This is a genomic window from Lacibacter sp. (assembly GCF_057361365.1).
Window position 1 is genome coordinate 1 of the sequence record NZ_JBMQSG010000013.1, and the last position, 14,420, is coordinate 14,420.

Annotated in this window: 15 protein-coding genes and 1 pseudogene; 1 reads left to right on the forward strand and 15 read right to left on the reverse strand. The window is 39.7% G+C overall.

Annotated features, from left to right (window positions below):
• Window positions 1-291 (forward strand): annotated as a pseudogene (locus ACO1QW_RS13495) (hypothetical protein); the annotation flags it as partial.
• Between the two features lie 98 nt (window positions 292-389).
• Here the strand turns inward: ACO1QW_RS13495 and ACO1QW_RS13500 are convergent.
• From ACO1QW_RS13500 to ACO1QW_RS13570, 15 genes are all read right to left on the reverse strand, one after another.
• The gene (locus ACO1QW_RS13500) at window positions 390-1,334 is read right to left on the reverse strand and encodes an SPFH domain-containing protein (RefSeq protein ID WP_486259341.1); all 945 of its coding nucleotides are present in this window, start codon (window positions 1,332-1,334) and stop codon (window positions 390-392) included.
• A 310-nt stretch (window positions 1,335-1,644) separates the two neighbouring features.
• Window positions 1,645-2,358: a lycopene cyclase domain-containing protein gene (locus ACO1QW_RS13505; protein WP_486259342.1), complete on the reverse strand. Its 714-nt coding sequence runs from the start codon at window positions 2,356-2,358 to the stop codon at window positions 1,645-1,647.
• A gap of 5 nt (window positions 2,359-2,363) precedes the next feature.
• The gene (locus ACO1QW_RS13510) at window positions 2,364-2,846 is read right to left on the reverse strand and encodes a sterol desaturase family protein (RefSeq protein ID WP_486259344.1); all 483 of its coding nucleotides are present in this window, start codon (window positions 2,844-2,846) and stop codon (window positions 2,364-2,366) included.
• Window positions 2,843-3,532, reverse strand: coding sequence for a carotenoid biosynthesis protein (locus tag ACO1QW_RS13515; RefSeq protein WP_486259346.1), 690 nt, complete (start codon window positions 3,530-3,532; stop codon window positions 2,843-2,845). The genes ACO1QW_RS13510 and ACO1QW_RS13515 overlap by 4 nt, the downstream gene beginning before the upstream one ends.
• The gene (gene crtD / locus ACO1QW_RS13520; RefSeq protein WP_486259348.1) at window positions 3,532-5,025 is read right to left on the reverse strand and encodes a 1-hydroxycarotenoid 3,4-desaturase CrtD; all 1,494 of its coding nucleotides are present in this window, start codon (window positions 5,023-5,025) and stop codon (window positions 3,532-3,534) included. Before crtD ends, ACO1QW_RS13515 begins: the two co-directional genes overlap by 1 nt.
• Window positions 5,012-5,545, reverse strand: a complete 534-nt coding sequence (idi, locus tag ACO1QW_RS13525) for an isopentenyl-diphosphate Delta-isomerase (RefSeq protein WP_486259350.1) — start codon at window positions 5,543-5,545, stop codon at window positions 5,012-5,014. Before idi ends, crtD begins: the two co-directional genes overlap by 14 nt.
• Before the next feature lie 25 nt (window positions 5,546-5,570).
• Window positions 5,571-6,407: a phytoene/squalene synthase family protein gene (locus ACO1QW_RS13530; protein ID WP_486259352.1), complete on the reverse strand. Its 837-nt coding sequence runs from the start codon at window positions 6,405-6,407 to the stop codon at window positions 5,571-5,573.
• A gap of 4 nt (window positions 6,408-6,411) precedes the next feature.
• Entirely contained in the window at window positions 6,412-7,902 is a 1,491-nt protein-coding gene (locus ACO1QW_RS13535) for a phytoene desaturase family protein (RefSeq protein ID WP_486259354.1), read from the reverse strand.
• Window positions 7,903-7,913: 11 nt separating this feature from the next.
• Window positions 7,914-8,414, reverse strand: a complete 501-nt coding sequence (locus ACO1QW_RS13540) for an RNA polymerase sigma factor (protein ID WP_486259355.1) — start codon at window positions 8,412-8,414, stop codon at window positions 7,914-7,916.
• Between the two features lie 166 nt (window positions 8,415-8,580).
• The gene (locus ACO1QW_RS13545) at window positions 8,581-9,465 is read right to left on the reverse strand and encodes a MerR family transcriptional regulator (RefSeq protein ID WP_486259357.1); all 885 of its coding nucleotides are present in this window, start codon (window positions 9,463-9,465) and stop codon (window positions 8,581-8,583) included.
• An 82-nt stretch (window positions 9,466-9,547) separates the two neighbouring features.
• Window positions 9,548-10,738 carry a glycosyltransferase gene (locus tag ACO1QW_RS13550; RefSeq protein ID WP_486259358.1) on the reverse strand — a complete coding sequence of 397 codons (1,191 nt, stop codon included), beginning with the start codon at window positions 10,736-10,738 and terminating at the stop codon, window positions 9,548-9,550.
• A gap of 5 nt (window positions 10,739-10,743) precedes the next feature.
• Complete coding sequence (locus ACO1QW_RS13555; RefSeq protein ID WP_486259360.1) at window positions 10,744-11,493, reverse strand: tyrosine-protein phosphatase; 750 nt, start codon at window positions 11,491-11,493, stop codon at window positions 10,744-10,746.
• Between the two features lie 35 nt (window positions 11,494-11,528).
• A complete protein-coding gene (locus tag ACO1QW_RS13560; RefSeq protein ID WP_486259362.1) occupies window positions 11,529-12,458 on the reverse strand; it encodes a GDP-L-fucose synthase family protein in 930 nt (309 codons plus the stop codon).
• Window positions 12,458-13,570: a GDP-mannose 4,6-dehydratase gene (gene gmd, locus ACO1QW_RS13565; protein WP_486259364.1), complete on the reverse strand. Its 1,113-nt coding sequence runs from the start codon at window positions 13,568-13,570 to the stop codon at window positions 12,458-12,460. The genes ACO1QW_RS13560 and gmd overlap by 1 nt, the downstream gene beginning before the upstream one ends.
• An 82-nt stretch (window positions 13,571-13,652) precedes the next feature.
• The gene (locus tag ACO1QW_RS13570; RefSeq protein ID WP_486259365.1) at window positions 13,653-14,420 is read right to left on the reverse strand and encodes a glycosyltransferase family 2 protein; all 768 of its coding nucleotides are present in this window, start codon (window positions 14,418-14,420) and stop codon (window positions 13,653-13,655) included.

Genomic DNA, 14,420 nt, shown 5'->3' on the forward strand with positions numbered 1-14,420 from the left:
AAAACATTCACTGATTATATTGATGATGTAAGTTCAAAGTATGTTGACCAGGCAACCTTATTAGCTGCAAGAGGACAAACAGCAGTTGATATGGCCTACCGTGGCAATGGTACTTATCCAGCCGGCGGTAGTTTACGTGGCAGCGAAAAAAATAAAGATGCTTACTATTTTGTTCAGCTAACTGTTACATGGCGTCCTTTTGTTGATTGGTATAAACGTACATCAGGTATTGCATCATTCAAAAAAGATAAAAAAGTCGGTTGCCCGGGAACAAGAGAGAGAGGCTATTGATCGCTGATGAAGTGATATGAAAGGTTGATATTGATGAATACATTAAAATAAAAATGCGAAGCTTACGCTTCGCATTTTTTTGTTCGGCTGACTACTGATTATTCTTTCCCTTCTTTTGGAAGTTGAATTAAAAATCCGCTGTTTCCACCAGCGACAGTTGTGGGAACCTGTCCGCTCCATTTTTGCACTTTAATATAGTCGATATACAAAGCTGTTAAAGAAAGCTGTTCTCTCTTGATCGCTTCTGCACGACCAGCAGCCTGGATAACCGCTTGTGCAGAGTCACCTCTCGCTTCTGCTATCTTACGCTCAGCTTCAGCAACGGCTACCTGTCTCCTGTTCTCAGCCACCTGCACTTCCTGGATGGCTCTTGTTTTTGCAACAATCGATTCAGAAATTTCAGCAGGCGGAACGATGTTCGTACGCAGCTGTGATACATTAAACCACTTTGCCACACGCTTGTTACATTCTTTTACAATATCTGCTTCAAACTCTTCACGATGATTAAAAATTGAATCCACGGTGTAACGGTTTGCAACGTCGTTCACCGAACCCACAATGGCATTCTTTAACCAACCCTGTTCCATTTCGTTTACACCTACACGCAGGTTCTGGAACATATCAGCTACGTTGCCAGCGTTAATGGAATAGTTGAACGATGGTTTTATGGTTGCACGGAAACCACCCTTCGTTACAATATCGTTTGCTTCGTAATCGATGTGTTGCTGGTGGATAGGGAATTCGTAGATACGTGATATCCACGAATTGTAAAATACCCAACCTGTAACGTACTCTGTGCGACCAACACCACGGTTATCGCCCACGTTACTTACTTTAATTCCAACATGGCCGGCATCTATACGTTCAACATCAATGGGATTGATGGCAACAACTATAAACGCAATAAAAACAACAGCCACTACACGAACAAGTGAAACAGGCCGGAAGCGCCCGTCTTCATTTACATAAGTGGATCTTTTGAGGATACCGAAAAACAACCCTGCAACTATTGCAGCGATGATAAACACAACTAAGGAGATCATATATTACTATTTGGTTTTAAGAAAACGGAAAAGAGAAAACAAATGGGCAATCAGCAGCACAAGCATTATCATGCAAAATGCTGTAAAGAGAAAAAAACTTACCCAACGTCCCGACAAATCAAAGTCGAGCACATAAAACAAAAGGAAAAGAGAAACTAAGATGTGTAAGAGTAAAACGAAAATCCGAAAAGGGATGTTGTTCATGTTGACTGTGTAGCACAGTTATTTTTTACAGAACAAAATTACAATGTTCTACGAATTTCAATGGAAAGGATGGCAAAAATATTTTAGCAACAATACTGCAAATCGTTTATGCCGCTCTGTTACGGAGCCTTTCAAACAAAGCCACGTTCATTAAAATCAATAGCATGCCATAGAAGATATCTTCCACCGGGATATTGTTCATTGGCCATGGAAGAAAAGAAAAAATGCGAATGCCGAGATTCTCAGCATCATTATAAAGCACTACCGGAATACCCGTAAGAAAACCGTTCACTACAAGAAATGGAATCACTACAATTAAATACGAGATAAAAAATGCGGATGCGTTAAACCCTTTGAACCATTTTTGACAAATAAAAAGCGTTGCAATAAATAATGCATTGAACAAAGATGTATAAAACGTGTAAGCTTTACCGTAAGTCATCATTGCAGAAATAAGAGACAGAATGGCCATCAACATCAACACAAACCTTCCCCATTTTTTTTGTTTTACGGATGGGAAATAACAAACAATACATTCGTAAATAAACACGCAGCAGTAAGGAACAATAAAAAAGAACAACACTTCTTCCAGGGGAAGCGAAGAAAGTTTGATACCGATGACATATTCATCATTAAAACTCCAGACAGCTGCCCTTGTTTTAAATTCATCCCATATTATAAAAAACAAAGCCGGCAAGAACATTGCCGGGAACAAGTATTTCCACTTTTTATAAAACGATACTTTTTTGTCGAAGCTTAATGCCAGTGGCCCCGCAATAGAACAAAGAAGAATTACCAGGTAAGTATAATGCGGATTCAACTGCGTTATTTAATATTTGGGTTCAGTCGTTTTTCTTTCCTCACCTTTTCCCAATATTTTTTATGCACGAAGAGCATACCAAAACTTTCACCTTCTTCTTTATCAAGATGTTTGTGATGCATTTTATGCGCCCAGCGGATAGCCCTCACATAGGTACTGTTCCATCGGCTAAAGATTTTAAAACGTTGGTGAATGATAATATCGTGTACAATAAAGTAAGCGGCACCATACATAGCAATGCCTGCTCCAATACTCACCACCCAATAAACCTGGTACATCAACCCAAGCATAATGCATAACCAACTCGGAATGGCGAAAATGAGAAAAAACGCATCATTCTTTTCAAAAAAACGGCCACGTGGCTGGTGATGATCTTCGTGGAGATACCACAAAAAACCATGCATCACAAATTTGTGTGTAAGCCATGTAATGCCTTCCATCGTAAAGAACACCGCAAATGCCAGCAATATGTATATAATCACACTCATAATAATGTACGTAAGACAAGGAAAAACATAAACTGAATCAATAACAAATTTACAGCGAATTGGTTTTGTTTAGAGAAAGATAAAATCCTGAACAGGAACATCAGCAATGCACTAATGACAAACCAGCATACGTAGTTAAATACAGGAATACTCCCATCGCCCAGCCATTGCCAATAGCCCAGCTTTACAGCGACCGGTTCCATTAGCCAATCAAAAAAAGTGGCAAGCAATGCTCCATCAATGATCACTGCAAAAAAACCAACATTCCTGCGGCGTGGTTGATTTTCATCTTTCAGCTTATTCCACATAAAGTTGAGGAAGTGTTGGATACTTATGCCACAGCAGTACATCATGATAAACCAATTAACACCAATTACAACCGGAACGTTGTTCCATTGAAAACCCATTGCCGACAGGTAACGATAATCTCCAAATAATAGTTGATAATTCACACCAAGATATTCAACCCCATAACCCACCACAAAACATATTGAAGCAAATAATAGAAAATGATTGTTCTTTTCTTTCTGTGTATAAACAAGCAATGATGCCGATAACAACAAATTCATTGGCGTGAGTGAAGCAAACAAAGCAGCATCGTAAAACAAAATACCAGCTAAACCAATGCAGTGAAATAACACGGCAATGCTTGTGGCGATCTGTTGTTTACTGTATTGTTGCAGCATTAATGATGGGTATGTTTTGCCTGATCCCTTTGAATTAGTTCAGTTGCAATTTTTGCACTTTTAAAACATAGCGGAATACCACCCCCTGGATGCACACTTCCCCCGCAGAAGTACAGGCCATCTATTTTTGATGTGAAGTTTGGGTGACGAAGAAAAGCCGACATCTTGCTATTGCTGCTTGTTCCATACAACGATCCCATAAAAGAACCTGTGCGTTCTTCAATACGAATGGGATCAAGATATTCTTCTGTTTCAATAGCGGATGCAATATCTGTTTGCAACAAACGACTCAATTTATCGATCACCTGTTGGCGCAGCTGAATGCGCATTTGTTCCCAATTCTGTCCAACATTCGATGGTGCATTTATCAGCAGGAACCAATTCTCTTTGCCATTTGGTGCCATGCCTTCTTCCATTTTCGAAGTGATACTCACATACACGGTTGGATCGTTATACAAACGTTTTTGTTGAAACAGCGATTGAAATTCTGCTGCATAATTTTTACTGAAGAAAATATTATGCAAATGCAGTTCAGGAAATTCCCTGCTCATGCCCCAATAAAAGATCATACCGCTGCAACTGCGTTCTTGTTTCAACACCTTATACGTATGTACCGGGTCTTTTAATAACTGATGATAAGTAAAATAAACATCCGAATTAGTCAGCACCACATCGGCAAAAATATTTTCATCATTCACTACCACGCCTTTAGCTGTTCCCTGGTGCTGTATGATGCGTTGCACGGGCGAATTGAAATGAAAATGCACCCCTTTCTTCTTTGCCAGTTTCACTAATGCATTGGTGATGCTGATCATTCCACCTTCAGGATAAAATGTTCCTTCGTTTAATTCAAGATGTGGAATTAAACTCATCATGCCGGGTGTTTGATAAGGATTACTTCCGTTGTAAGTAGCAAAGCGATCGAACAGCTGAATAGTTTCAGGTTTTTTAAAAACAGATTGATTGAAACTATGCAACGTGCCCGTTAAATGAGGCAATCGTACAGTTTGTAGTGCCTTCACTATCGATTTTTGAAACCAGGTTTTTCGTTTATGCAGTGAATGATTCAGAAATATGCTACCGATATTATTATAAAGCGTTTCGCTTTTTTGGAGATAATTTAAAACGGCTGTTTTTTCTTCACCCAATTGTGTTTGTAATTCGTCCGCTAATCGTTCTGCATCTGTCCATGCTTTTACATGCTTTCCATTTTCAAAATAATAGTTACAGGAAAGATCAACTTTTCGGTACTGAAAATAATCTTCAATAGGCTCGTTGGCAAAAGCAAACAGTTCTTCAATATTTTGCGGCTGTGTAAATAACGAAGGACCAGCATCAAATGAAAATCCATCTTTTTCAAAAAAGGAAAGTTTGCCACCGGCGTAAACATTTCGTTCAAACACCTGCACATCGTAACCTGATACGGCCAACCGAATAGCGCCTGCTAAACCAGCAACACCGCTACCAATAACCACTGCCTTACGCTGCCGCATGTGTTTTATTTTGTTGCAACCAATCTTCTAATAAGGGAAAAGCAATTTTAAACCATTCGGTGTAAGCACCAGCTTTATGTTCAATTTCGGTTTTAATATCGCTCATTGATTTGTAACACACTTCACTTACTTCATCCACATTCAGTTGCATGTCACCTTCATACTCGCCAACAAATACATGATCAAATTCATGTTCAGTTAAACCGTTATCGAAATCTGCTTTATAGGTAAAGTGAAATGCTTTGCTGATGGCAGTTGTAAAACCTAATTCTTCTTTAAGCCGACGAAGTGCCGCATCGTTTGTTTCTTCACCCGGCATAGGATGACTGCAGCAGGCATTTGTCCACAAAGAAGGACTGTGATATTTGGTTGAAGCCCTTTTCTGAAGCAACATCTCTCCTTGTTTATTAAACAGGAACACACTGAATGCACGATGCAGCAGAGCTTTTTCATGAGCCTCCATTTTTTCCATGCGGCCAATAGCTTCATCAGCCTCGTTAATGAGAATTACTTCCTGCATTCATCAAAAGTAAGTGATTAGAAAATTACATCATGTTAAGCTGGTTGCGAACGCCGGCTCTTAAAAGAATCATGATCTTGTGATGGTCGGGAATACGAACCCGTTGATGCATTATGGTGGCGGGTTGCAGGCGTTTAATTTTCCTGAATAATGAGAGGTAATATTTATACGCCACATACACACCGAAGCGTGCTTTGGCGGGCAACTGCATGATTCCCTGGTAAGCACTATTAAAATCGTTCTGAATATCTTCTTCAATTTCCCGTTTTTGCCGTTCGGTAAAATTTGAAAAATCAAGACCTGGAAAATAAGTACGATCAAGTTGGTTATAATCTGCTTTTACATCACGCAAAAAATTTACTTTCTGAAATGCGGCACCCAACGAACGTGCAGAGGGTTTTAATTTTTCAAACAACACTTTATCGCCTTCCAGGAACACATAAAGGCACATGAGCCCTACAACCTCAGCACTGCCATAGATATAATCATTATAAGATTGATGGCTGTACTGCGTTCTCTCTAGGTCCATTTCCATGCTATCAAAAAAAGCCTCGATCAATTTTAAGTCAATACCAAATTGATTAACTGTTAACTGGAAACTGTGTAGGATAGGATTAGTGCTGATGCCACGCTCAATAGCTTCAAATGTTTGCTTACGAAAATCTTTGATAAGTATTGCTTTATCGTATTGATGAAATGTATCCACGATCTCGTCAGCAAACCGCACCATACCATAAATATTGTAGATGGGTTGGCGCAGGTCCTGGTGCAACAAGCGTATAGCCGAGGAAAACGAAGTGCTGTAGCGCTCCGTTGTATTGCGGCTGCATAACTGAGATACATCGTGAAAAATATTCATCATAAGCTCAACTGTATTGCTTTTTCTTTACGTGTTGTTTATTTATCAGTTTCGCCACCACTTCTCCACTAATCAAACTCGGTGGCACTCCCGGACCCGGTACTGTTAACTGACCTGTGTAATAAAGGTTAGGTACTTTTTTACTTTGACAAGATGGTTTTAAAATAGCTGTCTGCATCAAAGTATTTGCAAGTCCGTAAGCATTCCCCCTGAACGCATTATAATCAGATACGAAATCACTGACCGAATACGATTTCATATAAACAATAGAATCCAGAATTGGTTCACCAACCCGTTGCTCAAATCGCTCGGCTATCTGTTTGAAATATTTTTCCCTGAGTTCCTCGGTATCGCCTGTTAAACCCGATGCTACAGGTATAAGAAAGAAAAGATTTTCGCAACCAGGAGGGGCTGCCGAAGGATCAGTAACGGTTGTCGCACTTACATAAAACAATGGATCTGATGGCCATTTCGGATCATCATAAATTTCTTTCCCATGATGATTAAAGCTGGTATCGAAAAACAAACTGTGATGCGTCAAATTCGGCAGTCGCTTATTGAGCCCCACATAATAAAGTAAACAGGAAGGGGCCATCACCCGGTTATTCCAGTATGCCTCTGAATATGATTGTTCCTGGTGATGCAATAACTTTGAATCGGTAAAATGGTAATCAGCCCCGCTCACAACAATATCAGCTTCAAAATAAGTCTCATTCGCTACTACACCCGCAGCTTTTTCATTTACAATACTGATGCTTTCAACATTATGATCAAATAAAAATTTCACCCCTTTTTCTTCCGCCAGTTGATGCATAGCCTTTACGATCTCATACATGCCACCCATTGGATACCATGTACCTAGTTTCACGTCTGCATAGTTCATGAGACTATAAAGTGCCGGAGTTTTTTCAGGTAATGCACCCAGAAACAACACAGGAAATTCCATCAGTTCTTGTAACCTGGGGTCAGAAAAATATTTCTGCACATGCGTTTTCATTGATGAAAAAACATCCAGTTTAAACACACCTTTCGCAAGATCTGCATCTGCAAATTCAGTGAGGGAAAGCCCCGGTTTAAACACCAGCTTCTGCATGCCTACTTCGTATTTATAAGCAGCTTCCTTCATAAACGCATCTAAACTTTTACCGGCACCCGGTTCAATGTTGTCGAAAAGCATTTTCAGCTCATCATAATTTGCGGGGATATCAACCAGTTCTTTCTCGTAGTAAATGCGGTAAGAGGGATCAAGTCTTTTCAGTTGGTAATAATCACTCACTTGTTTACCAAACTGGTTGAAGTAGCGTTCAAATACGTCGGGCATCCAATACCAACTAGGGCCCATATCAAAGGTAAAACCATTGGCTTTTAACTGCCTTGCCCTTCCGCCGGGTTGATCATGTTTTTCCAGAACAGTAACATCCCATCCCGTATGTGCAAGGAAAGTAGCCGCAGACATGCCGGCGAAGCCGCTGCCAATAACGATTGCTTGTTGAGCCAAGTTGTGTTGATTTAATTTCTGCTGATCTGTTCCTTCAACAATTTACGAGCAAAATGAATACGGCTTTTAATTGTGCCCAGCGGCTCATTAAGAACATGCGCAATCTCGTGGTATTTGAATCCTTCAAAATAAAGTACAAACGGATGCTTGAAAATTTCCGGCAATTGATGAATGGCCGACTGTATTTCTTTCATTTTTAACGATGCTTCAGCATCATTCGCAACCGTAGTCTGTTGGTAGTCGAGTAAAAAATCGTTGGGAGTTGAATCAAAAATGGTGTTTTGTTTTACCCTCCTGCGATAGTTATTAATAAAAATGTTACGCATTATGGTATACAACCATGCCTTTACATTAGTACCCACATTATACTTATCACGGTTCGACAATGCCCTGTACAAGGTTTCCTGCAATAAGTCTTTTGCTGTTTCATTATCCCTTGTAAGGGTGAAGGCAAACGGCTTCAGAAAGTCAGTATTGCTTAAGAGCATTTGGTTGAATTCCACTGTTGACATAACATTTTGTTTAATTCATGATACTGTAAAGTTAAACAAACAAGTATCAGTTTTCCAAATTTTTGTTTAACTATTTTATATTAATTATTAAACACTTTAGCTTCATGTAGTTACATAAAAAATCCCCCGCAAGCGGGGGATGTACCTATAAATTATGCGGTGAAACTTAAGAGAGATTGCCCAGGAATTCACTAACCTCCGTGAAAGATTTTAAAAAACGGAAATTGGAAGGCACGGGTTTTTTCTGAAAAGTTTGCGCCATTAAACCCGAGATGATGATCTGTTGATGCGGGAACCGTTGTTTCAGGTTATTAATAAATTTATCAAAATTAAATTCTTTAATTACTGTGGTAAGGTGGGTATAAATGTAATCGGGCTTTTTTAATTCAACCACGTAATCCAGATCTTTAACCGGAACACTGGCTCCAAGGTAGATCACTTTCACTCCACGGCTTTTCAGCATGTAGTGAAGGAATAATAAACCGATTTCGTGATGTTCATTTTCCGGCAGGAAAAGAAGCATTTTAGTTTTGAGAGAAAGGGGTGTTACTGCTTTGTCGATACCAACTATCAGTTTTTGCCGGATAATATTGGTGATAAGATGCTCTTGTGCCGGATTGATATGATCGGTGAGCCACAAAATTCCAATGCGTTCAAGAAAGGGGAAAAGAATATACGTGATCGTTTTTTCGATACCCTTCAGGTGGATGTGCTGATCAAGTACTTTTTCAAACCCATCGAGCTCCACATCAATCATAAACTGAATAAGGTCGTTGATAATGCGTTCCTGCTGTGCTTCAGGGCTGGTAAGAGTGAGTGTTTTTTCACGCAACTCATCATTACTCATCCGATCAATATGGGAAATCTTATAACCGTATTTATTAAGTAACGAAATATTCAACAGCATTTTTAATTCAAGGTTGCTGTAATAGCGAATATTAGTGGCAGTGCGTTGCGGCTTCAGGAATGAATAGCGCTGCTCCCAAATACGGATAGTGTGGGCTTTAATGCCACTCAGATTTTCAAGGTCTTTGATGGTAAACTTATTCATCTTGGTCTATCTCCTTGCAAACTACAAATCGAAATCAAAAAAGTTCGGGAGAGAACAATTTTGTTTTGAAAGAAAGAAAAAATCAGGCCTGTGGAAGAAGGGAATGATAAAGTGTGGAAAGTGCTAGCATTTCTGCCGACTTAGAAAAACGGGCTGCCTCTTTTTTGGCTGCAGCAGCATATGTTGAACGCAATTCAGGATTGCCCACCAGAGAAGACAATGCCGTTGCCAACTCACTTTTTGTGTTGGCGAGAAAACCTGTTTCATTATGCGTAATAAGTTCAGCAATGCCGCCAACATTTGTTGATAGTACTGTCTTACCTGCTGCCATTGCCTCCATGATCGATACGGGCGTTCCTTCATTTAAAGAAGTAAGCATAATGATATCCATCCCTGCATAAACAGCATCCATATCTTTTCTCCAGGAGGTAAAAATAAATGGAGCGTTATCATCATCCGATCCCGCATGGGTAAATTGCATTTTTTTCGATTTGATGAATACCTGCAGGGATGTTCTTTCGGGTCCGTCGCCCACAATAAAAAATTTGAGACGATGATGGCTGCTTTTTAATACTTGTTCTGCAACCTCAATAAACAGACGATGATTTTTTACAGGAACAAGCCGGCCAACAATACCAACAGCAATAACATCGCTTTCTAAATGAAACTGCTTGCGAAACTGCAATCGCTTCTTTTCATTTTCATCATAAAACTGAGTGGTATCAATTCCCAGCCTGATGAGTTGAATTTTGTTAGCTGACGCAACATGATATTGTCTGCTTAATTCCTCTTTCAGTTTATTACTTATAGCAACAATAGCTGAAGAAAAACCTGCAAGCCATTGTTCAATTCGAACGATAAGGCTTGAAACGAAACTTGAAAAATAAGAGTGAAAAACGTGACCATGAAACGTATGTACAATAACGGGCACCTTTAAACGATGAGCAGCTAGTCGGCCAAGCACCCCGGGTTTAGCTCCATGAGTATGTACAATTTGTGGTTGAAATTGCCTGATCGTTTTTTTGATTTCGTGATATGCACGCCAGTCAGTGCCCGGAATTACTGAACGCCTTAATGAATTAATTTTTTGAAACTGGAAACCTTTGTATTGATCGAGTAAATAATCTGCCGGTTGTTCATCAGCATCGGGCGCACCTGCTAGCAAAAGAATGTCAAACTGTTGACTAAGTAACGATGCTCCGCTGATAACATTAAATGCAGGACCACCAACAGCTAAACGGTTAAGAATAATTAATAATCGGGGCTTGTTCAAAAAGGTTAGAGGGTAGCGTTGAGAAGATAATTTGTTGACAATGCTTTTTGAACATCGATCATTAATTGCGGATGTTGCATGGCTTCAAGATGACGCTCATGGTGAAGATCAGTACCTATAAGATCAACCAGTTTCTGATCAACCAGGTAATGAGCGGCATCCTGCACCCCTCTTCCATAATATCCACTTAGTGATAGAAGGTTTACCTGCAGCAAACAACCCTGGTCTTTAAAACGGTGATACACTTCCTTGCGTGAATGATAATAATTATAACGTTCAGGATGTGCCAGCACAGGTTGGTAACCTTTAACGATCATATCAAACAGAATGTTCTTTAGATCAGTGGGTGCCTGCATGAATGATATTTCTACCAATACATAATTCTTATGGATGGTAAGAAGTGGTTCATCATTTCTTAATCGGTCGGCAAACAGATCATCAATAAAATACTCGGCCGCTGCGTGCACTTCCACATCAACCTGTTCTTCTTTCAACCTTGATTTTAAAACCTGTAAAGCTGCATTGATCGTTTCAGGAGTGTTTGGATAAAGATCCGGGTAAATATGTGGTGTGCAGATGAACTTACGATAGCCAAGTTCCATCATTTTTTTAATGTAGTTCACTGAAGTTATTGAATCAGGAGAGCCATCATCAATACCAGGCAGCAGGTGCGAATGCATATCAATACCCAACCCACTGTAGTCAATTGTTACAGAAAGATGTTCTTCCTTCTTCTTTTTAAATAATCCAAACATGCTTGTCTTATACCTTTTGCCTTTCGGCTTTCACCTTAAAAAGGCAGCGACTTTACTTCTTCATGAACTTTCTCAATTCCTTCTCTTAATGCAATACCTGCTTTCCACCCACGATTTTGCAGTTTCGAAACATCTAATAATTTACGTGGTGTACCATCAGGCTTGGAAGTATTGAATTGAAGTTCACCTTCATAACCCACAATATCTTTTATAAGTTCTGCTAATTCTTTAATGGATACATCTTCCCCTACGCCAATATTCATCCACTCAGTTCCGTCGTATTCCTGCATCAAAAAGAAACAGGCAGCTGCAAGATCGTCCACATGCAAAAACTCACGGCGGGGTGTACCCGAACCCCAGATTTCAACCGATGGTTGCTGTTCACGCTTAGCAACAATCATTTTGCGAAGCAATGCAGGCAATACATGCGAATTGTTGAGATCATAATTATCATTGGGGCCATACAAATTCGTAGGCATAGCAGAAATGAAATTACAACCATACTGACTTCGGTAAGCTTCACACAATTTTAAACCGGCAATTTTTGCAATGGCATAAGGTTCGTTTGTGTTTTCCAATACACCCGTAAGCAGGTAATCTTCCTTAATAGGTTGCTCAGCAAATTTGGGATAGATGCAGGATGAACCGAGGAACAACAACTTTGTTACACTGTGTTTGTAGGCAGAATGAATCACGTTGTTTTGGATCATCAGATTATCATACAAAAACTCAGCACGAAAAGTATTGTTGGCGACGATTCCCCCGACCCTTGCCGCCGCTAAAAACACATAGTCGGGCTTGTGTTCTTTAAAAAAAGTATCAACTGCTTCCTGGCAACGCAGATCAAGTTCGGAAGATGTGCGCAACACTAAATTTTCAAACCCTTCCTGTTGCAGTTTTCGCACAATGGCTGAACCTACCATACCCCGATGACCTGCAACATATATTTTATCTTTCTTCTGCATTACTCAAATTGATTTTTGATCTTATAACCGCTTTCGTGTAATAATTTTTCACGCTTGAAAATGTCCAGGTCTGAAGCTACCATTTCTTTCACTAATCCATTCAGATCGTATTTCGGTTTCCATCCCAATTTTGTATTTGCTTTTGTTGGATCACCAATCAGCAATTCTACTTCAGTTGGGCGGAAATATCTTGGATCAACAGCTACCACTTCTGTGCCGGCGCTCAATTGATACTCGGCGTTTGAACAACTTTTTACAATCCCTTTTTCATCAACTCCTTCTCCTTTAAATTCTATTTCAACGCCCAATTCTGCAAAAGCCATACGAACAAATTCACGAACCCGGGTGGTAACACCCGTTGCTATCACAAAGTCTTCCGGTTGGTCCTGCTGTAACATCAACCACATTGCTTCTACATAATCTTTTGCATGACCCCAGTCACGTTGTGAGTTAAGATTTCCCAACCACAATTTATCCTGCATACCCAATGCAATTTTTGCAACGGCACGTGTAATTTTTCTTGTTACAAAGGTTTCACCACGCAACGGAGATTCATGATTAAACAACACGCCATTGCAGGCATACATGTTATAAGCTTCACGATAATTCACCGTGATCCAGAAGCCGTACATTTTTGCCACTGCATAAGGTGAACGTGGATAGAAAGGTGTTTTCTCTGTTTGTGGAACTTCCTGCACCAAACCGTACAATTCAGACGTTGATGCCTGGTAAATTCTTGTCTTCTCTGTCAAGCCTAACAAACGCACCGCTTCTAAAATACGAAGTGTACCTACTGCATCGGTATTAGCCGTGTATTCAGGAATATCAAAGCTCACTTTTACATGACTCATGGCACCGAGGTTATAAATTTCATCCGGTTGCACTTCCTGTATAATACGGATGAGATTGGTGCTGTCGGTAAGATCACCATAATGCAACACGAAATGACGATTGTTGATATGCGGATCTTCATACAAATGATCAATACGATCGGTATTGAACAAAGATGTTCTACGCTTGATGCCATGCACTTCATACCCTTTCTTCAACAGCAGATCAGAAAGATAGGCGCCATCCTGACCTGTAATACCTGTAATTAATGCTTTTTTCATTATTGCTTTTCGTAATTTATGTTTATCGTAATGTCTTAGTTATTTACTTTTCTACAAACCCTCTGTTTCTTCTTTCTCTCTTTTAACTCTTAGCTTTCTTCGTTCGCAGAAACTCACTCACCTTAATAAAATACCTGGAATATAAACGTATATAGCTCGATGGTAACTTATGCTCAGAAAGTATCCGTTTTAATTCCTTATTTATTTTAATGGTGCTGCTGATACCGTTTGTACTCTTACCTCCCATATTCATCTTCACCAGCATCTCCGGAATATAAACCGTAAACAATTGGTGTTTTCTTAAAAACCTCAATAACAGATCAAAATCCGCTGCAATTTCCAAATCTGTACGGTAGAAACCATATTGTTCAAAGAAACGGCGGTAACAAAAAAAAGTTGGATGCGCCGGCATAAAACCAAACTTAAACAAATTGGTTTTAAAGATAGCCGACGAGTAATACCGGATGATCTTGTGAGGCTGCGCAGCATGAACAAATCCTACATCACCATAAACAGCATCGATAACCGGGTTACTCTGAAATTTTTCTACAATCTGCTGAATAATATTTTCACTGGCAAACTCATCATCAGCATGAAGAATACCAACAATATCACCGGTTGCAGCTTTAATTCCTTTGTTCAAAGCATCATACATGCCTTCATCCTTTTCACTAATAACCGTTGTTACCTTGTCCCGGTATTGATCAATAACCGCCATTGTCCCATCGGTTGAAGCACCATCTACAATCACATATTCAATATTCCTGTACGATTGATTGAGCACCGAACGGATAGCCCGTTCGATTGTAGAAGCACGATTGTAAACAACGGTGATGATGGAAACCTTCAT